This window comes from Devosia sp. (assembly GCF_014860165.1).
Taxonomy (GTDB): domain Bacteria; phylum Pseudomonadota; class Alphaproteobacteria; order Rhizobiales; family Devosiaceae; genus Devosia.
The window spans coordinates 1-18,054 of record NZ_JACZKG010000053.1; the positions used below are offsets into that span (position 1 = coordinate 1).

The 18,054-nt window shown below is 62.9% G+C and carries 17 protein-coding genes and 1 tRNA gene; 12 read left to right on the top strand and 6 right to left on the bottom strand.

The window, feature by feature from the left end; all coding sequences use genetic code 11:
* Together IH615_RS13195 and parE are read right to left on the bottom strand one after the other, a co-directional pair.
* The coding region (locus tag IH615_RS13195) for a DEAD/DEAH box helicase (RefSeq protein ID WP_291362338.1) at positions 1-1,182 on the bottom strand (1,182 nt) is incomplete at its 3' end.
* Between the two features lie 442 nt (positions 1,183-1,624).
* Positions 1,625-3,643 (bottom strand): DNA topoisomerase IV subunit B, encoded by a 2,019-nt coding sequence (gene parE, locus IH615_RS13200; RefSeq protein WP_291362339.1) that lies wholly within the window; start codon positions 3,641-3,643, stop codon positions 1,625-1,627.
* A 196-nt stretch (positions 3,644-3,839) separates the two neighbouring features.
* Here parE and IH615_RS13205 point away from each other — a divergent pair, with 196 nt between their 5' ends.
* The 4 genes from IH615_RS13205 (at position 3,840) to IH615_RS13220 (ending at position 7,875) form a co-directional block, all read left to right on the top strand.
* Entirely contained in the window at positions 3,840-4,163 is a 324-nt protein-coding gene (locus IH615_RS13205; protein WP_291362340.1) for a hypothetical protein, read from the top strand.
* A gap of 570 nt (positions 4,164-4,733) precedes the next feature.
* Positions 4,734-6,254, top strand: a complete 1,521-nt coding sequence (locus IH615_RS13210) for an ATP-binding cassette domain-containing protein (RefSeq protein ID WP_291362341.1) — start codon at positions 4,734-4,736, stop codon at positions 6,252-6,254.
* Positions 6,255-6,404: 150 nt separating this feature from the next.
* Positions 6,405-7,079: a PilZ domain-containing protein gene (locus IH615_RS13215; RefSeq protein WP_291362342.1), complete on the top strand. Its 675-nt coding sequence runs from the start codon at positions 6,405-6,407 to the stop codon at positions 7,077-7,079.
* A gap of 103 nt (positions 7,080-7,182) precedes the next feature.
* Positions 7,183-7,875 carry a hypothetical protein gene (locus IH615_RS13220; RefSeq protein ID WP_291362343.1) on the top strand — a complete coding sequence of 231 codons (693 nt, stop codon included), beginning with the start codon at positions 7,183-7,185 and terminating at the stop codon, positions 7,873-7,875.
* Between the two features lie 81 nt (positions 7,876-7,956).
* Here IH615_RS13220 and glnA read toward each other — a convergent pair whose 3' ends face one another.
* Together glnA and IH615_RS13230 are read right to left on the bottom strand one after the other, a co-directional pair.
* A complete protein-coding gene (gene glnA, locus IH615_RS13225; protein ID WP_291362344.1) occupies positions 7,957-9,366 on the bottom strand; it encodes a type I glutamate--ammonia ligase in 1,410 nt (469 codons plus the stop codon).
* A 72-nt stretch (positions 9,367-9,438) separates the two neighbouring features.
* A complete protein-coding gene (locus IH615_RS13230) occupies positions 9,439-9,777 on the bottom strand; it encodes a P-II family nitrogen regulator (protein ID WP_035079039.1) in 339 nt (112 codons plus the stop codon).
* 218 nt (positions 9,778-9,995) lie between these two features.
* Between IH615_RS13230 and IH615_RS13235 the strand changes: the two genes are divergently transcribed.
* The 4 genes from IH615_RS13235 to IH615_RS13250 all read left to right on the top strand — a co-directional run bounded on the left by IH615_RS13235 (position 9,996) and on the right by IH615_RS13250 (position 13,673).
* Positions 9,996-10,352 carry a nuclear transport factor 2 family protein gene (locus tag IH615_RS13235; RefSeq protein ID WP_291362345.1) on the top strand — a complete coding sequence of 119 codons (357 nt, stop codon included), beginning with the start codon at positions 9,996-9,998 and terminating at the stop codon, positions 10,350-10,352.
* Positions 10,353-10,413: 61 nt separating this feature from the next.
* Positions 10,414-10,498 (top strand) — tRNA-Leu (locus tag IH615_RS13240).
* Between the two features lie 45 nt (positions 10,499-10,543).
* On the top strand, positions 10,544-11,923 hold the full coding sequence (tig, locus tag IH615_RS13245) for a trigger factor (protein ID WP_291362346.1): 1,380 nt from the start codon (positions 10,544-10,546) through the stop codon (positions 11,921-11,923).
* A gap of 277 nt (positions 11,924-12,200) precedes the next feature.
* Positions 12,201-13,673: an NAD(P)H-hydrate epimerase gene (locus tag IH615_RS13250; protein ID WP_291362347.1), complete on the top strand. Its 1,473-nt coding sequence runs from the start codon at positions 12,201-12,203 to the stop codon at positions 13,671-13,673.
* 163 nt (positions 13,674-13,836) lie between these two features.
* Here IH615_RS13250 and IH615_RS13255 read toward each other — a convergent pair whose 3' ends face one another.
* Positions 13,837-15,093, bottom strand: coding sequence for a cytochrome P450 (locus IH615_RS13255; protein ID WP_291362348.1), 1,257 nt, complete (start codon positions 15,091-15,093; stop codon positions 13,837-13,839).
* Between the two features lie 128 nt (positions 15,094-15,221).
* Here IH615_RS13255 and IH615_RS13260 point away from each other — a divergent pair, with 128 nt between their 5' ends.
* Entirely contained in the window at positions 15,222-15,452 is a 231-nt protein-coding gene (locus tag IH615_RS13260) for a hypothetical protein (RefSeq protein WP_291362349.1), read from the top strand.
* A 17-nt stretch (positions 15,453-15,469) separates the two neighbouring features.
* Here IH615_RS13260 and IH615_RS13265 read toward each other — a convergent pair whose 3' ends face one another.
* Positions 15,470-15,868, bottom strand: coding sequence for a hypothetical protein (locus IH615_RS13265; RefSeq protein ID WP_291362350.1), 399 nt, complete (start codon positions 15,866-15,868; stop codon positions 15,470-15,472).
* A gap of 89 nt (positions 15,869-15,957) precedes the next feature.
* On the opposite strand from IH615_RS13265, the gene IH615_RS13270 reads away from it, so the two are divergent.
* The 3 genes from IH615_RS13270 to clpX form a co-directional block, all read left to right on the top strand.
* Positions 15,958-16,299 carry a helix-turn-helix domain-containing protein gene (locus IH615_RS13270; RefSeq protein ID WP_291362351.1) on the top strand — a complete coding sequence of 114 codons (342 nt, stop codon included), beginning with the start codon at positions 15,958-15,960 and terminating at the stop codon, positions 16,297-16,299.
* 216 nt (positions 16,300-16,515) lie between these two features.
* Positions 16,516-17,145, top strand: coding sequence for an ATP-dependent Clp protease proteolytic subunit (locus IH615_RS13275; RefSeq protein ID WP_291362352.1), 630 nt, complete (start codon positions 16,516-16,518; stop codon positions 17,143-17,145).
* Positions 17,146-17,317: 172 nt separating this feature from the next.
* Positions 17,318-18,054 (top strand): ATP-dependent Clp protease ATP-binding subunit ClpX (gene clpX, locus IH615_RS13280; RefSeq protein WP_291362353.1); only part of this gene is annotated, 737 nt, incomplete at its 3' end.

The following is an 18,054-nucleotide window of genomic DNA, read 5'->3' on the forward strand; positions in this document are numbered from 1 at the left end:
CGCGGGGCGTTCCTCGCTGCCTTCAGCAGAGGCGGCGGCGGCGGGCGCGGCCTTGCCGCTTTCGAGATAGTCGATCGGCTTCTGGATCAACTTGAGGATGGCATCGAGATGCTTGCCATCGGCTGGCGCCACCAGCGTATAGGCAACGCCTAGGCGACCGGCGCGGCCGGTGCGGCCAATGCGGTGCACATAGTCTTCGGCATGCACCGGCACATCGAAGTTGAACACATGGCTCACCGCGGGAATATCGAGTCCGCGCGCCGCGACATCGCTGGCCACCAGCAGGGTCAGCCGGTTGTTCTTGAACGCATCAAGAGTCTCGGTGCGGCTCTTCTGGTCCATGTCGCCATGGAGGGCTCCGGCCGAAAAGCCATGACGCTCCAGGGATTTGGCGAGCGTCGCCACTTCGCGCTTGCGGTTGCAGAAGATGATGGCGTTGGTCAGTCCGTCGGACGCCCGGATCAGGTCGCGCAGCGAGGCGCGCTTGTCTTCGGGCTTGGAGCCGACCTTGACCAGCTTTTGGTCGATGGTGTCAGCGGTCGAAGCCGCGCGCGACACCTGCACATGCACCGGATCCTTGAGGAACTTCTTGGTGAGGCGCTCGATCTGCGCATCCATCGTTGCCGAGAACAGCATGGTCTGCCGGCGCGGCGGCAGCCGAGAGCAGATCTTCTCGATATCGTCGATAAAGCCCATGTCGAGCATGCGGTCGGCCTCGTCGATGACGAGGATTTCAACGCCGTTCAACATTATCTTGCCGCGATCGATCTGGTCGAGCAGGCGGCCGGGGGTGGCGATCAGGACGTCGACGCCGCGGTCGAGCTTCTTGTTCTGGTCTTCGAATGACACGCCGCCGATGATCAGCGCCATCGTCAGCCGGTGGTTCTTGCCATACTTCTCGAAATTCTCTGAAACCTGCGCGGCCAGTTCGCGCGTCGGTTCGAGAATGAGCGTACGGGGCATGCGGGCGCGGGCGCGGCCATTTTCCAGCAACGTCAGCATCGGCAGCACGAAAGATGCCGTCTTGCCGGTGCCGGTCTGGGCAATGCCGATCAGGTCCTTCTTCTGCAGAAGGTGGGGGATCGCCTGCGCCTGGATCTCGGTTGGGGTGGTGTAGCCGGCCGAAGTCACCGCATCGGTTACTTTGGTAGAGAGGCCAAGGCTGCTAAAATCATCAGTCAATCAGGTAATTCCACTCAGAAATTGTGGCCCGGGGCCGGATCCAGTCCGAGACATTCGAACGGTGCGCCGGGGTCTTCAGCAGTGGACTGGAAAAGCCAAGTTACGCGAACGCGTCCACAACTGGATTGGCCACCGAACGGGATGCTGCGAGTGCAGCAGCGGAGTGGCCCTGAGGCACCTTGGCAAGGGCGGGTGATGTCGTGATGACAAGCCGTCAAGCCAGAAATGCTCCAGCGGCGCGGACCATAGCGCAAACCCCTTTGGTGTCAACGGGTTTGCGGGAGTTAGGGTTATTGGGGAGACTTTACCTCTCCCTTGGGGGAGAGGTCGGCGCGCAGCGCCGGGTGAGGGGGCCCTTTCTTGGTGCCGAGTAGGGGGAAGGCCCCCTCACCCGACCCAGGAGGGTCGACCTCTCCCCAAAGGGAGAGGTGAAGAGCGTCGCCTAAATATCCAGGTCCGTCACAAACGCCGCATTTTCCTGGATGAAATCGAAGCGTGCCTCGGGCTTGGTACCCATCAACCTGTCGACGCTGATGCGGGTCGCATCGAGATCGTCGCGCACCTTGACCTGCAGCAGGGTCCGGGACTTGGGCGACATCGTCGTTTCCCGCAGATGCGCAAACGGCATTTCGCCCAGGCCCTTGAACCGGGTCATGTCGACCTTGCCCTTGCCGGTAAACTCGGTCGCCATCAGCTCGGCCTTGTGGGCGTCGTCGCGGGCATAGAGCGTCTTGCCGCCCTGGCTGATGCGGTAGAGCGGGGGCAGGGCCAGGTAGAGATGCCCGCCATCGATCAGCTTGGGCATTTCCTGGAAGAAGAAGGTGATCAGCAGCGACGCGATATGGGCGCCGTCCACGTCGGCGTCGGTCATGATGATGATCTTGTCGTAGCGCAGGTCGTCTTCGCGGTAGCGATCCCGCGTGCCGCAGCCCAGCGCCTGGATCAGGTCGGAGATAAGCTGGCTGGCCTGCATTTTCTCGCGGCTGGCGCCGGCCACGTTGAGGATTTTGCCGCGTAGCGGCAGCACGGCCTGGCTGGAACGGTTACGCGCCTGCTTGGCGCTGCCGCCGGCCGAGTCGCCTTCGACGATGAAGAGCTCCGCCCCTTGTGCCGCGGTCTGCGTGCAGTCGGCCAGCTTGCCTGGCAGCCGCAGCTTGCGCGTGGCGCTGGCGCGGTCGATTTCCTTTTCCTTGCGGCGGCGAAGCCGTTCCTCGGCGCGCTCGATGGCCCAATCCAGCAACTTGCCGGCCTGGTTGGGCGAAGCCGCCAGCCAGTGGTCGAAGGCGTCGCGCAGGGCAGTATCGACGAGGCGCGTGGCTTCACCCGATGCCAGCTTGTCCTTGGTCTGCCCGACAAATTCTGGTTCGCGCACGAAAACCGACAGCATGGCGCTGCAATGGGCGAAGATGTCCTCGGCCGTGAGGATGGCCGCGCCCTTGTTCTTGGTCAGCTCTGCATAGCTCTTGAGACCGCGGAGCAGGGCGGTGCGCAGGCCGGCCTCATGCGTGCCGCCATCGGGCGTCGGCACCGTGTTGCAATAAGAGGAGACCCCGCCATCACCCAGCGTCCAGGCAATGGCCCATTCCACCGCGCCATGCGTGCCGGCCTTGCCGTGCACGCCATGGAACAGCTCGTCCACGATGCGCGTCTCGCCCTCGATGCGGGCGCTCATGAAGTCCTTGAGCCCGTTGGGATAGTGGAACACCGCCTTGGCCGGCGCGTCCTCGGTGACGAGGCTCTCGTCGCAGCTCCAGCGCAGTTCCACGCCGGCAAAGAGATAGGCCTTGGCGCGCGTCATCCGGTAGAGCCGGGCGGCCGAGAAATGCGCGTGATCACCAAAAATCTGCGGATCGGGATGGAAACGGGTGGTGGTACCACGCCGGTTCTGCACCCGACCGAGCGCCTCGATCTCGCCCACCGGCTTGCCACGCGAAAAGGCCAGCCGGTGTAACTGCTGCTCGCGCGCCACCTCGACGATCAGGCTGTCGCTGAGAGCGTTGACCACCGACACGCCGACGCCATGCAGGCCGCCAGAGGTTTCATAGGCCTTGGAATCGAACTTGCCACCGGCATGCAGCACGGTATGGACGATCTCCAGCGTCGAGCGCCCCGGATACTTCGGGTGGTTCTCGACCGGAATGCCGCGCCCGTTGTCGACGACGGTGATGAACCCGTCGGCGCCCAGATGCACCTCGATGCGGGTCGCGTGGCCGGCAATGGCCTCGTCCATCGAGTTGTCGATGACTTCGGCGAACAGATGGTGCAGGGCATTGGCGTCGGTGCCGCCAATATACATACCCGGCCGCCGCCGGACCGGCTCAAGTCCTTCCAGAACCTCGATATCCGCGGCCGAATACGAGCCGCTGCCCGTGCTCGGGTTAGCCTTGGGCGCCGGCCGTGCCGGTTCCGGCAGCGCGCGCTCGGGTTCATCTCCGCCAAAAAGGTCTTCTGCTTGCGACATCCGCATCCCGTCTCTGCGTCCGAATCGGACGATTCCGCCTTTTAGCATATCCCAGCCGAGTGCTGTCCCACCCTGGAACCACTGGGCGTTTGGGGCTTTGTCCACAAAGCTGAACGGCAGATGAACGGGCGGTTACGCTTCGGTTCAAGGCCGGCGGCCCATGGTGACCGATCGCACCAGGATATGGAGGCCTGTCTTGACCAAGTCCATCGCTATCGCCCTGGCGGCATTGCTGCTCGGCACCGCCGCCACTGCACCTGTCCAGGCCCAGTCCGTCAGTTTTGGCATCTTCTTCGGCGACGAAAAATCCGACTTCTTCCCGGAGCACATCACCTGCATGGGCGACTACCAGGTACGCCAGGCAGTGGCCGGTCGCGGCTACACCAATATCTATCTTAACGTCATGAACGACAAGCATGTCGAAGTTCGGGCAACCCGCGACGGCTGGGTCTACCTGCTCGATTTCAACTACTGCACTGGACGGATCGAGAAGCGGACGCAGTTGCGGCCCGCAGGGTAGACAGGCGAACGTCGGCCGATCATTTCAATACAAACCCGTCCCAAGATCGGGCGCTCGATTTACGTTCCGTTTGCTTCTTGAAAGCACTTTCTTAAACGCGCGCTGCTAAAACGTAGTCATACGGTTTTTGTCTGGAGTTGCCGTATGCGAGCCGACCGGGATCATAGTTCTGCGTACCAGGTCCCCGCTGGCTCTTACGTCTTCGGTGTTTGGCCGCATGCCGGGTTTTCAGGTATTGCGTACCGGCTGGCCAAGCTCACCGCCCCACGTTCCGGGGTGCTGGCGCTCGTTGCCGCCATGTTCTACCTCCTCTGATTGTCCGGCGATTGATTTCCCAGCGCCGCCCGGTTAATCATTGCCTACGCCGTAACCAAGGGAGGGCGCGATGACATTGCTGTACACGCACCGCTCTCGTGGCCCTGTTCACGCCCTGTGGCATCAGCTGCAGGGCTGACCGGTACTGGTTCGGACGATCCCTTTGTCTCTCCATTCTGGTTTGCCCTTCGTGGCGGTCACCTGACCGCCGTTCAAGGACATTTGGCGCTAGCGCCACACCGATGAGACAATGATATGGGCTCCATCAGCCTCCGCAATGCCGGCCTCGTGGCCACGGACACGCTCTTTTCCAACCTCAACTTCGTCATCTCGGACGGCGATCGAGTCGGCCTCGTCGCCGGCAATGGCCGCGGCAAGACCACCTTGCTGCGTGCCATGGCGGGGCAGGGGGAACTGACCTCCGGCGATATCGTGCGCTCCCGCGGTCTTACCGTGGGCTACGTCGAACAGGACATGCCTGCGTCGAGCATGGGGCTGACGCTCTACGACGCCGTGCTTGAAGCCCTGCCGCCGGCCGAGCGCGACACCGATAGCTGGCGCGTTGATGTCGTACTCGACGAGTTCGAGACGCCCGACGCCATGCGTAACCGCAAGCTGACCGAATTGAGCGGCGGCTGGCAGCGTATCGCCCTCATCGCCCGCTGCTGGGTGCTGCAGCCTGACGCCCTGCTACTGGACGAGCCCACCAACCATCTCGATCTGGGCAAGCTGTTCCAGCTCGAGAACTGGATCAACCAGGCGGCCCGCAACATTCCCGTGGTCATCGCCAGCCACGACCGGCAATTCCTCGACGCCACCACCAACCGCACCCTGTTCCTGCGACCCGATGCCAGCCACTATTTTGCCCTGCCATACAGCAAGGCGCGGATCGCGCTGGCCGAGGCCGACGAAGCCGCCGAGGCCAAGCGGGAGAAGGACCTCAAGGAAGTCAGCCGACTGCGCAAGCAGGCGGCCAAGCTCACCAATATCGGCATCAATTCCGGCAGCGACCTGCTGGTGGTCAAATCCAAGTATCTGCGCGACCGGGCGGCCAAGATCGAAGCGGCGGTGCTCTCCGTCCACAAGGAGCGCAGCGGCGAGATCAGGCTCGGCAATAGCGGCGCTCAGGCGCGGGTGATGCTGGCCATCGAGAATATCGATGTCACCAGCCCGATCGGCGACAAGCTTTTCCACATCGACAAGCTGCATGTGTTCCAGGGCGACCGCCTGGTCATCCTGGGCCGTAACGGCACCGGCAAGTCGCAATTCATCGGCCTCGTGCACCGCGCCATGACGGGCACCGACGCGGCGGGCATCCGCGTCAGTCCGCAGGTCGTGCCCGGCTATGTCGATCAGGCCATGAGCTTCCTGCCGTCCAGGGAATCTCCGCTCGGCTACATTACCGGCCGGTTCGATCAGGGCGACCAGCGCAGCAAGGCCCTGCTGGCGGCGGCCGGCTTTGCCGTGGAGAAACAGGAACGGCCTATCGCCGAGCTATCCTTCGGCCAGCGCGCCCGGCTGGGCCTGCTGGCTATCCGCCTGCTGGAGCCCAATTTCTACCTGCTCGACGAGCCGACCAACCATGTCGACATCCCCGGGCAGGAGCGGCTGGAGGACGAGATCCTTGCCCATGGCGCGACCTGCATCCTGGTCTCTCACGATCGCAGTTTCGTTCGTGGTCTGGGCAACCGCTTCCTGGAGATCGAAAATCGTCGGCTCAAGGAGGTCGATAGCCCCGAGCCGCATTTCGCCGCCATGGCGCGTGAGGCAACGTGACGATGGCCAATTGCGGGGCGGTGCTAACCGTCCAATAACCATGCATCAAACCCATGCGCGCGCGGGCATCGGCGACCCCGGCACAATAGGATAAGTCCTTAAGGACTGGGCCTTACGCTCGGTAGATCGGAACGAATGGGTGGGGGTCCCATGTTTCAGAACGTAGACGGCGACAGTGCGCCGTCACGCTCACCTTTCGATTGGCACGACGTCCGCTTCATCGGTGCGGCCGCCGGTCGCTACGCGCTGCCCGATCGGCGCGCGGACGACACCGGCAAGGTCGCCGTCTATGCCTGCCGCCTGTGCTCCATATCGACGCGGATCGCCGTTATCGTCGGGCCGGTGGTTGGCAAGGAAGGCGAGACCGTCACCGCCCATTTCGACGACTTCGGTATCCTGCGCGGCAAGATCTGCCGCAAGCTGCAGTCAGGATTCGCCGTGCGCCTGACCCTGAGTGACGCCGAGCGCAACAAGCTCGGCGGCAAGATTGTCTGGCAGAAGAAGAAGGTTCACGAACAGGTGCCGGACAAGCGCGAGCACAAGCGCATCCTGCCGCGTGACCCGCGCACCATCCTGACGCTCGCCGATGGCACTCAGATGCCCTGTTTCGTGATCGACATCTCACAGTCAGGCGTTGCCATCTCGGCCGAGATCTGGCCGGGACTTGGCACCCCAATGGCCGTTGGCAAGCTCGTCGGCCGCGTGGTCCGGTATCTCGATGTCGGCTTTGCCCTGCAGTTCATCCAGTTGCAGGAGCCGGGCCAACTCGAAATCCTGATGGCGCCGCCCGCCGGCATTGCTGAGGAATCCGGCGCGGTAGGGTGAAGCGTTTCTTACCCCAATAGAGAAAGCTGCTGGCTGCCCGTGAGGACAGTCTTTATCGGCCCTGCGTTACAGTGCCCGAACTTGCTCTGCACCGGGGGTCGCCATGCCCGCAGCCGAGATGAGTCTTGGCATCGACAATATCAGCGCCGTCGCCGGGCGCTATGTACTGGGACATCAAGCGCGCCGACCCGGCGTCAACATCCTCGCCTGCCGGCTGCGCGCCATTTCGCCCACTGGCTTCACCGCCGCGGCGCCCGTCATCGGCGCGGTGGGTGAGGAAGTGTCGGCCAGCTTCGCGCCGTTCGGCACGCTGCACGGGCACATTTTGCGACATGTTGCTGATGGGTTTGCCGTTGAGCTCGATGGCGGTGCCGATGTCGCAGATGCGCTTGCGGACCGGATCGAGGCGTTCCGGCATCGGACATGGCACGGCATGGCTGACCGTCGGGCGGCGAAGCGCTTCATGCCGGCCGAACCGCGCTCGGTGCTCATCCTCGAGCACGGTACCGTCCTGCCATGCCTGATCGTCGACTATTCCGCCTCCAGCGCCGCGGTCTCGGCCGACATCCACCCTCCAGTGGGAGCATCGGTCACAGTGGGCCAGGTTCCTGCCCGTGTGGTTCGCCAGTTCGATGTCGGTTTCGCCGTGCATTTCGAGCTGCCGCCAGCCGAGGAGCTCGAATCCATGCTGGAAACACCACCGGAATGGCGCGATACCCTGGCCGTGGTGCCGCCCCAGCACATCGACACTAGCGAACCCGATGACACGCCCGCCGAGGGCTACGGCTACGACTGACTGTCGCGAGCGCGCTGTACGCGCACCGCTCCAACGAGAAAGGGCCCCGCAGGGCCCTTTCGTATAGCGCATTATCAAGGCTTAAGCCGAGTAATACATCTCGTATTCGACCGGATGCGGGGTGTGCTCGAACTTGATCACTTCCGTCATCTTCAGCTCGATATAGCTGTCGATCTGGTCGTCATCGAACACGCCGCCGGCCTTGAGGAACTCGCGGTCCTTGTCGAGGTTTTCCAGCGCTTCGCGCAGCGAGCCGGCCACGGTCGGGATGGCGAGCAGTTCCTGGCGCGGCAGCTCGTACAGATCCTTGTCCATCGGGTCGCCGGGATGGATCTTGTTCTTGATGCCGTCCAGGCCGGCCATCAGCAGCGCGGCAAAGCCCAGATAGGGGTTTGCCAGCGGATCGGGGAAGCGGACTTCCACGCGCTTGGCCTTCGGCGACTGGCCGAAGGGGATACGGCAGGAAGCCGAACGGTTACGGGCCGAATAGGCCAGCAGCACGGGGGCTTCGAAGCCGGGCACCAGGCGCTTGTAGCTGTTGGTGGTCGGGTTAGTGAAGGCGTTGATCGCCTTGGCATGCTTGATCACGCCGCCGATGTAATACAGCGCGTCCATGCTGAGGCCGGCATACTGGTCGCCGGCGAACAGCGGCTTGCCGTCCTTCCAGATCGACTGGTGGCAGTGCATGCCCGAGCCGTTATCGCCATAGACGGGCTTGGGCATGAAGGTCACGGTCTTGCCATAGGCATTTGCGACCTGGTGGATGACATACTTGTAGATCTGCACGTCGTCGGCCGACTTGATCATCGGCGCGAACTTGATGCCGAGTTCGTGCTGGGCCGAGGCCACTTCGTGGTGGTGCTTCTCGACCACGACGCCCATGTCGGCCATGGCGGCCAGCATTTCGCCGCGGATGTCCTGCGCGCTGTCCAGCGGCGGCACCGGGAAATAGCCCTTCTTGAGACCGATATGGTGGCCGGTATTGCCGGCTTCATAGGCGGTGTCGTTGTTGGAGGGCAGTTCCGGATGGTCGACTTCGAAGCCCACCTTGTACGGGGTGTTGGAGAACTTCACGTCGTCGAACATGAAGAATTCCGGCTCGGGGCCGAACACGACCGTGTCGCCGATACCGGAGGCCTTGAGATAGGCCTCGGCCTTCTTGGCCGTGGTGCGCGGATCGCGGTTATAGGGCTGGTAAGTCAGGGGCTCGAGAATGTCGCAGTTGATGGCGAGGGTCGAGGCGCCGAAGAAGGGGTCCATATAGGCCGAAGCCGGATCGGGCATCAGCACCATGTCGGACTCGTTGATGGCCTTCCAGCCGGCGATCGAGGAACCATCGAACATGGTGCCTTCTTCAAAAAGGTCCTCGTCGACGACACTCACGTCCATGGTGACGTGCTGCAGCTTGCCGCGCGGGTCGGTAAAGCGCAGGTCGACATACTTGATGTTCTCGTCCTTGATGCGCTTGAGGATGTCGCTTCCGGTGGTCATTAGGTCTTCCCCTGTCTAAATCGGAATGCTTGTTGTTACGTCACGGCGGCTGCGCCAAGGGCCTCGCGGTCCCTAGAGCGCGTCGTCGCCGAATTCTCCGGTACGGATTCGAATGGCCTGCTCGATCGAGTAGACGAAGATCTTGCCGTCGCCAATGCGACCTGTTTGCGCCGCATTGCGGATGGCTTCGATCGCCTTCTCGGCCAGTTCGTCGGGGCATACGACCTCGACCTTCACCTTGGGCAGGAAGTCGACGACATATTCGGCGCCGCGATAGAGCTCCGTATGGCCCTTCTGCCGGCCAAAACCCTTGGCCTCGGTCACGGTGATGCCTTGCAGCCCGACCTCCTGAAGTGCCTCTTTGACTTCGTCCAGCTTGAACGGCTTTACGATAGCCTCGATCTTTTTCATTTGAGCCTCCACGTGCCGCAAACGGCGGATACCGCACACCCGTATGCACGGCCTGTGCCACGGTGCCGGGGAACGAAAAATGCTTGTTCGACGAAAGACTTACTGCGATATGCTCACGCAGTTGCGGCCACCATTCGGGCGGTCGATGTCTAAAACATCATCAGCTTGCACAACATTTGTGCATCCGTCTAGCGGGTATGGGTCGGGGGAGATCAACAATGGCGCTTATGACGCCACTGGAATGCGTCGAACGGCAGTTCGCAGCCTATAACCAGCGCGACCTGCCGCGCTTCCTCAGCGCCTTCGCCGATAATGTGCGCAGCTACCGCCTGCCTGACATGACGCTGCTGCTCGACGGCAAACCCGCCTATGGCGACTTCTACGCCAGCCAGCGCTTCATCCATGCGGGCCTGCGCGCCGAACTACTCAGCCGCATGGTCATCGGCAACAAGGTCATCGACCACGAACTGATCCACGGCCTGGGGCCGCAGCCGGTCGAGACGGCGGTGATGTTCGTGGTGGAGGAAGGACTGATCAGCACGGTGTTCGCCATTCCGGCCAAATCCCCACTCTAGCCTTTGACTGGCTTCCGCACTTCATATAGATGCAACGCCAACCCGGCCAGCGGGTACCCTTGCGGGTGTGGCGGAATTGGTAGACGCACTGGATTTAGGTTCCAGCGCCGCAAGGCGTGGAGGTTCGAGTCCTCTCACCCGCACCACAATGTACCTGGCCCATGTGATCAATGAATACGGGACAAAACCGAATGCAGGTTACCGAAACCCTCAATGAAGGCCTCAAGCGCAAGCTGAGCGTCACCATTCCGGCCGCTACTCTCAACACGCGCCTGGGCGACAAGCTCGAAGAGCTGCGTGGCCAGGCCAACATCAAGGGCTTCCGTCCCGGCAAGGTGCCGCTGGCCCATATCAAGAAGATGTTTGGCCGCTCGGCCATGTCGGAAGTCATGACCGACGCGATCAATTCGACCGTGTCCGAGACCCTGGACGAGCGCAAGGAACGCGCCGCCGCCCAGCCCAAGGTCGATCTGCCGCAGGATCAGGCCGTCATTAACGACGTGCTCGACGGCAAGTCGGACCTGGCCTTCGAAGTCGAGTATGAAGTGCTGCCGCCCGTCGAGCTTATGAAGCTCGAAGGCGTCAAGCTCGACAAGCCCGTTATCGAGATCACCGACGAGGAAGTCACCGCCGAAGTGAACCGCGTGTTCGCCCAGAACCGTGGCTATACCGACAAGGGCGACGAAGGCGTCGTCGAGAATGGCGACCGTCTCGGCCTGTCGTTTGTCGGCAAGATCAAGGGCAAGCCCTTCGAGGGCGGCACCTCCGACCATGCGCACCTGACCGTCGGTTCGGGCGAGTTCATCCCGGGCTTCGAAGAGCAGCTCATCGGCATGAAGAAGGGCGAGACCCGCGAGATCGAGGTCACCTTCCCCAAGGACTACCAGAGCGACGAACTGGCCGGCAAGAAGGCCCAGTTTGAAGTGACCGTGCTCCATGTCGACGGGCCCAACCAGGGCGAGCTGGACGACGACTTCGCCAAGCGCCTCGGCGTCGAGAACGTCGAAGCCATGCGCGCCGCCGTCAAGACCCAGATGGAAGCCGCGCTCGCCTCGATGAGCCGCCAGCACATGAAGCGCCAGATCCTGGACGCGCTGGACGAAGGCCACAAGTTCGACGTTCCGGCCCAGCTGGTCGAAGCCGAGTTCAACACCATCTGGCAGCGCGTCGAGCACGAAGTGCAGAGCCACGGCCGGTCCTTCGAAGACGAAGGCACCACCGAGGAAGCCGCGCGCGAACAGTACCGCAAGATCGCCGAGCGTCGCGTGCGCCTGGGCCTGGTGGTCGCCGAGATCGGCAATCAGAACGACGTGAACGTCACCGAGGAAGAGCACCAGCAGGCACTGATCGCCGAAGTGCGCCGCTTCCCCGGCCAGGAACAGCAGGTCTACGACTACTACCGCAAGAACCCGCAGGCTCTCGCTGGCCTTCGTGCTCCCGTGTTCGAGAACAAGGTCGTCGATTTCGTCGCCGACAAGGGCAAGATCACCGAAAAGAAGATGACCCGCGCCGAACTGGCCAAGCTGATCCAGGCCGACGAGGACGAGGTTCCGGAAGAGCACCACCACTAAGGTGCCCTGACGCAGGAATTCAAAGCCGCCCAGAAATGGGCGGCTTTTTGTTTTCCACGGCGTCATTCCCGCGCAGGCGGGGATCCATTCTTCACCGCCCACCAAATCCAAAGGGTGGATTCCCGCCTGCGCGGGAATGACGTATTGAAAATGCTTGGGTCTTTGTTTCGCCGTCATCACCGGGCTTGTCCCGGTGATCCATCTTCGGCTAGCCCAGATGCAGGGGTGGATTGCCGGACAAGCCGGGCAATGACGACCCCCTAGATAGGCGCGCAGCATGACCCACGCCCCAGCCGATATCCTGCTCACGCCGCGCCAGATGGGCGAGGCCGACCGTCTGGCCGTGCAGGCCGGCATCAAGTCGCTCAAGCTCATGGAGGCGGCCGGCAAGGCCGTCGCCGAGGCCATCATGGAGCGCTACTACCAGCGCTCGGTGCTGGTGCTGTGCGGCCCCGGCAACAATGGCGGCGACGGCTTCGTGGTCGCCCGCCTGCTCAAGCAGAAGGGCTGGCCGGTCCAGCTTCGCCTCATCGGCGAGCGCGCGGCGCTCAAGGGCGATGCGGCCGCCATGGCCCAGCAATGGACGGGTCGCATCGAGGCGCCCGATGCCGCCGATATCGATGGCGCCGACCTCATCGTCGATGCGCTGCTGGGGGCCGGGCTTGACCGTGATGTCGAAGGCGACTTCGCCAGCATCATCGAGGCCGTCAATGCCAGCACCCGCCCGGTGGTCAGCATCGATATCCCGAGCGGTGTCGACGGCGCCACCGGCGCCATCAGGGGCACGGCCATCACCGCCGACATGACGGTCACCTTCTTCCGTCTCAAGCCGGGACACCTGCTGCAACCGGGCCGCAGCCTGTGCGGCGAGGTCGTGCTGGCAGAGATCGGCATTCCCGAAAGGGTGCTCGAACCCATCGCCGCCAATGCCTGGCAGAACACCCACGGCCTCTGGACCATTCCCGAGGCGAGCAACGAGGGCAACAAGTTCCACCGGGGCCACGTCGTCGTCGTTTCCGGCGGACCATTGCAGACCGGGGCCGCGCGTCTTGCCGCCATGGGCGCATTCCGCATCGGGGCTGGTGTGGTGTCCCTGACCGGCTCCGAGACCGCACTGATGGTCCATGCTGCCCATGTCACCGCCGTCATGCTCAAGCCCGCCGAGGATGCCGGCGCGCTGGCTGAACTGCTGGCGGACAAGCGCATGAATGCGGTCGTTATCGGCCCGGCCGCCGGCATTGGCAGCGAAACGCGCGACAAGGTCCTGGCTGTCCTCGGCTCCGGCGCCGCCACGGTACTCGACGCCGACGCCCTGACCAGCTTTGCCGATCGAGCCGACACGCTCTTTTCCGCCATCCGGGCAGCCGCCCGGCCGGTGGTGATGACCCCGCATGAAGGCGAGTTCCAGCGCCTGTTCGGCGATGTTCCCGGCGGCAAGCTGGAAAAGGCCCGAGCCGCCGCCGCTCATTCCGGCGCCATTGTCATTCTCAAGGGCAGCGACACCGTCATCGCCAGCCCCGACGGCCGCGCCGCCATCAACGCCAACGCCCCTGCCTGGCTCGGCACGGCCGGCTCAGGCGACGTGCTGGCAGGCATGGTAGCCGGTTTGATGGGGCAGGGCATGCCCGGCTGGGAGGCCGCCTGCGCGGCCGTCTGGGTCCACGCCGAAGCCGCCAACCGCTTCGGCGGCCCTGGCCTGATCAGCGAGGATTTGCCCCTGCTGGTGCCGGGGGTGCTGGCGAGCTTGTAGTAGGCAGGAGCCTGCGCCCTCCACAAACTCGATCGTCACCCTCGGGTCTGACGCGAGGGCCCTGCGCTGACCGAACCCTCAGCAAGTGAAGAGCCCTCGGGTCAAGCCCGAGGGTGACGGCCGGTGGTTGCTGAAGCGCCGGGCCCACCCCGAACGTCGGGACCTACCGCCAGCTCACCATCAGCCTTTCCAGCCCATGGAAGTGGTACACATCATTGTACCGCGGCGCCTCGGCGATCCGCAGCTTGGGCAACCGCCGGAACAATTCGCTGAACGCCACCTGCAGCTCGATCCGCGCCAGCGGCGCGCCGATGCAGAAGTGTATCCCGGCGCCGAAACTCACATTGGCCCCGTCCGTCCGGAACGGATCAAACCTGTTGGCATTGGCGAACTGCTTGGGGTCGCGATTGGCCGCCCCCAGCATCAGCCCGATGACATCGCCCTTGCGCAGATGCAGCCCCCCATATTCGAGGTCGCTCAAGGCGTAACGGGTGAACAGGTGCAGCGGCGCATCGAAGCGCAGACACTCCTCCGCGGTCGCCTCTGTCTGTTCCGGGGTCGAGAAAAGCGTAACCGGATCGATACCGCTTTCAAGGATCGATTTGACGCCGTTCCCCGTCGTATGCACCGTCGCCTCGTGGCCGGCATTGAGCAGCAGGATGGCGGTGGACATCACCTCTTCGTCGCTTAGCCGATCGCCATTGCGATCAGCGGTCAGCATATGGCTCAGCAGGTCCTCGCGCGGCTGCTTGCGTCGCTCCCTGATGGCGTCGCCAACGAAATCCATGAAGTCCTGCGAGGCCTGGTTGGCGTCCAGCTCCGTCTCATGGCTGACCCCGAACATGTACATGGCCACCATTCGGTTGGACCAGGCGAGCAATTGCGGCGCGCTTTCCGCCGGCAGTCCGATCATCTCGGCGATGATGATGGCGGGAATCGGCGCCGCAAACGCCTTGATGAGATCGACCGATTCCTCGCCCTCGAACCCATCGATCATCTCGTTGGCCAGCCTGACGATGCGGGGGCGCAATTGCTCGACATGCCGCGACACGAAGGCCCGGTTCACCAGCGTCCGCAGCCGTGTGTGAGCAGGGGGCTCGAGGTTGAGCAGGGAGTGCTTCTCGGTCAGGTCGAACGCTGCGGTATGCGGCTTGGGCTCGGGCATGCCCAGCTCCTCGCGCGTTGCCACATGCAGGATTTCCCGGCCGAAGCGCTTGTCCCGCAGCAGCGCATTCACATCCTTGAAGCCGGCAAAGCACCAGTGGCCATACTGCTCCCAGAAGAAGGTCGGGTTGTCGGCATGGAGCCGGTCATAGAAGGCATAGGGGTTCTGATAGAAAGCCGAATCGCGCGGGTCGGCACTGGCGCGCCTGGTGTCGGGAACGTCGGTAACGGGCTTGAGCTGGAGGATGGCGGCCATGGAAATCAACAACTTGGGAAAGGCAAACTGACCTTACGAGGTCGCCGCGACGAAGCAAACGGCGGAGATGCCTTGCTCCCGCCGAAAAAATCGCTAGTGCAGGGGCAAGAGATTTCGCGGAGCCCGCCATGAGCGACCTGACCCTGAGTCAAGCCATCGACAACATCTATGTGTCGATCAAGAACAACAACGAGGACCTGGACGCCCACATCGCTGCCCTCAAGGCCGCCATGGCCCGCGAAGGCGCCAAGGAAGCGGTGTTCGAGCCGGCCAAGCTGGCCCAGTCCAATCGCCAGGGCCGCAAGATCATGCAGGCCTATTTCAAGAAGAAGGGCGTGGCCGTCGCTTTCTCGGCCTGAGGACCACGCCCATCCGTTCAGGCGGTGGCGCCGACAACCCCAGTGTTGTCGCGACGCAAGGCGATCAGCAGCAGCGCAGTAAACAACGTCGCGTTGAACATCGGGAATGCGGAAACCGCCAGTGGCAGCACGCCGGTGCCCGTATAGTACAGCCCCGCAGCCAGATCGACGAGCTGGATGCCGATCATGGCCTGCAGCCACAACGGCTCGACCGACTGGCGTCGCGCCAGCACCACCAGCACGACGCCGAACACCAGGAAGCGGGATGCCAGCATGCCGACGAGGTAGAACGTGTCGGCAGGCGGGCTGGCCAATCCCATCGCCGTAAAGAAAAATCCCGGCGCCAGCAGCGTCAGCGCCCCCAGTGCCAGCTGCGAAATGGCGATAATCGAAAGCACGATGCGAAGGTATCTCATTTTGGCTCCTTGCCCAGGTGAGGTTGCCGGAACCTAGGTCCAGCGCTATACAAAAGGAAGTAATTACAAAAAGTATAGCGGACACCATGGTGAAGACGCTCGAAACCTGCCAGCCGGATTGCCCCGTCGCCGCGGCGGCAGCCGTGCTCGACGGCAAATGGACGACCCTGATCTTTCGGGAATTGCTCACCGGGACCCGTCGCTACAGCGAACTCCAGCGCGGGCTGGGCGGCGTGACCCCGCGCATGCTGGCGCTTCGCCTGAGCGAGTTGGAGGCCGCAGGGCTGGTCGGCAAGACCATCTACCCCACCGTTCCACCCAAGACCGAATATGCCCTGACCGAACTCGGCCGCCAGGTTGAGCCCGTCATCGCCGCCATGGCGGAGTTTGGGTCACGGTTGCAGAAGGGCCGGGTTAACCCCGCCGCCTGAGATTGGGCGCCGCCCTATTGAAGCCCGCCCCAATGCCGCCTATCTGTGCCTTTACCCGCTCTTAAGGCGGGGTAGTCTGCTATCGACCGTCGCGTCGATTCGATTTTTCGGCATGATCCCCGAACCCCCGATGTCCGAGTTCGGGACGGGATCGTGTTTCAATCTAAGCTGAACGCCAGCCCGGTCCGCGACCCGGCACGGCAAAAGGGGCATCACATGCGGGATCCGCACGATATCTACATGAACACGCTCGTTCCGATGGTGGTCGAGCAGTCGAACCGCGGCGAGCGCGCCTTCGACATCTATTCGCGCCTGCTGCGCGAGCGCATCATTTTCGTCACCGGCGTGGTCGAGGACAACATGGCCTCGCTCATCGTGGCGCAGCTGCTGTTCCTCGAATCGGAAAACCCGAAAAAGGAAATTGCGCTCTATATCAATTCGCCCGGCGGCGTCGTGACATCGGGTCTTTCCATCTACGACACCATGCAGTTCATCCGTCCGGCCGTCGCCACCATGGTGATGGGCCAGGCCGCCTCGATGGGCTCGCTCCTGCTCGCCGCTGGCGAGAAGGGCATGCGCCACTCGCTTCCGAACTCGCGCATCATGGTCCACCAGCCCTCCGGCGGCTATCAGGGCCAGGTCACCGACATCATGATTCATGCCAAGGAAGTCGAGGGCTTGAAGCGTCGTCTTAATCAGATTTATGAGAAGCACACTGGCCGCACCTACGAGGAAGTCGAGCGCGCTCTCGAGCGCGATAATTTCCTCTCCCCCGAGGAAGCCAAGACCTTCGGCCTGATCGACGCCATCCACGAAAAGCGCATCGTTCCGGATGCAGCGAGCTGATTGGCCTGCGTTAATCACATTGCCGATGCGCCGTGGACTGTGATCCGCACGCAATTGCACCGAGCCGGAACGGTCTTTAGGATCGTTTCGGCTTAGACTTTGTTTATGCCTTCAGCGTTACGGTTTCCGATAACGCTGGTTTTGGGGGCGCTCTGCTCCCGGGAGTGACAGGATGTCCAAAGAGACAACGAACGGCGAAACCTCCAAGAACACGCTTTATTGCTCGTTCTGCGGGAAATCCCAGCATGAGGTTCGCAAGCTGATCGCCGGTCCGACCGTGTTCATCTGTGATGAATGCGTCGAGCTGTGCATGGACATCATCCGCGAAGAGAACAAGACCAGCATGGTCAAGTCCTCCGATGGCGTGCCGACCCCTGCCGATATCTGCAAGGTGCTCGACGACTACGTCATCGGACAGTTCCGCGCCAAGCGCGTGCTGTCCGTGGCCGTCCACAACCACTACAAGCGCCTGCACCATGCGACCAAGAATCAGGACGTTGAACTTTCCAAGTCCAACATCCTGCTGATCGGCCCCACCGGTTCGGGCAAGACCCTGCTGGCCCAGACGCTGGCCCGCATCCTCGACGTGCCCTTCACCATGGCCGATGCCACCACGCTCACCGAAGCCGGCTATGTCGGCGAGGACGTGGAGAACATCATCCTCAAGCTGCTTCAGGCTGCCGACTACAATGTCGAGCGGGCGCAGCGAGGCATTGTCTATATCGACGAGGTCGACAAAATTAGTCGTAAATCCGACAACCCTTCGATCACCCGCGACGTCTCGGGCGAGGGCGTGCAGCAGGCCTTGCTCAAGATCATGGAAGGGACCGTCGCTTCGGTGCCACCGCAAGGGGGACGCAAGCACCCGCAGCAGGAGTTTCTCCAGGTCGATACAACCAATATCCTGTT

Bases quoted from the DNA above. Each gene is read 5' to 3' on its own strand.
- glnA (WP_291362344.1), bottom strand. From the start codon at position 9,366: ATGACCACCGGAAGCGACATCCTCAAGCGCATCAAGGACGAGAACATC.
- IH615_RS13220 (WP_291362343.1), top strand. From the start codon at position 7,183: ATGCCCGCAGCCGAGATGAGTCTTGGCATCGACAATATCAGCGCCGTC.
- IH615_RS13265 (WP_291362350.1), bottom strand. From the start codon at position 15,868: ATGAGATACCTTCGCATCGTGCTTTCGATTATCGCCATTTCGCAGCTG.
- IH615_RS13235 (WP_291362345.1), top strand. From the start codon at position 9,996: ATGGCGCTTATGACGCCACTGGAATGCGTCGAACGGCAGTTCGCAGCC.
- parE (WP_291362339.1), bottom strand. From the start codon at position 3,643: ATGTCGCAAGCAGAAGACCTTTTTGGCGGAGATGAACCCGAGCGCGCG.
- IH615_RS13210 (WP_291362341.1), top strand. From the start codon at position 4,734: ATGGGCTCCATCAGCCTCCGCAATGCCGGCCTCGTGGCCACGGACACG.
- IH615_RS13275 (WP_291362352.1), top strand. From the start codon at position 16,516: ATGCGGGATCCGCACGATATCTACATGAACACGCTCGTTCCGATGGTG.
- IH615_RS13250 (WP_291362347.1), top strand. From the start codon at position 12,201: ATGACCCACGCCCCAGCCGATATCCTGCTCACGCCGCGCCAGATGGGC.
- IH615_RS13215 (WP_291362342.1), top strand. From the start codon at position 6,405: ATGTTTCAGAACGTAGACGGCGACAGTGCGCCGTCACGCTCACCTTTC.
- IH615_RS13230 (WP_035079039.1), bottom strand. From the start codon at position 9,777: ATGAAAAAGATCGAGGCTATCGTAAAGCCGTTCAAGCTGGACGAAGTC.
- IH615_RS13260 (WP_291362349.1), top strand. From the start codon at position 15,222: ATGAGCGACCTGACCCTGAGTCAAGCCATCGACAACATCTATGTGTCG.
- tig (WP_291362346.1), top strand. From the start codon at position 10,544: ATGCAGGTTACCGAAACCCTCAATGAAGGCCTCAAGCGCAAGCTGAGC.
- IH615_RS13255 (WP_291362348.1), bottom strand. From the start codon at position 15,093: ATGGCCGCCATCCTCCAGCTCAAGCCCGTTACCGACGTTCCCGACACC.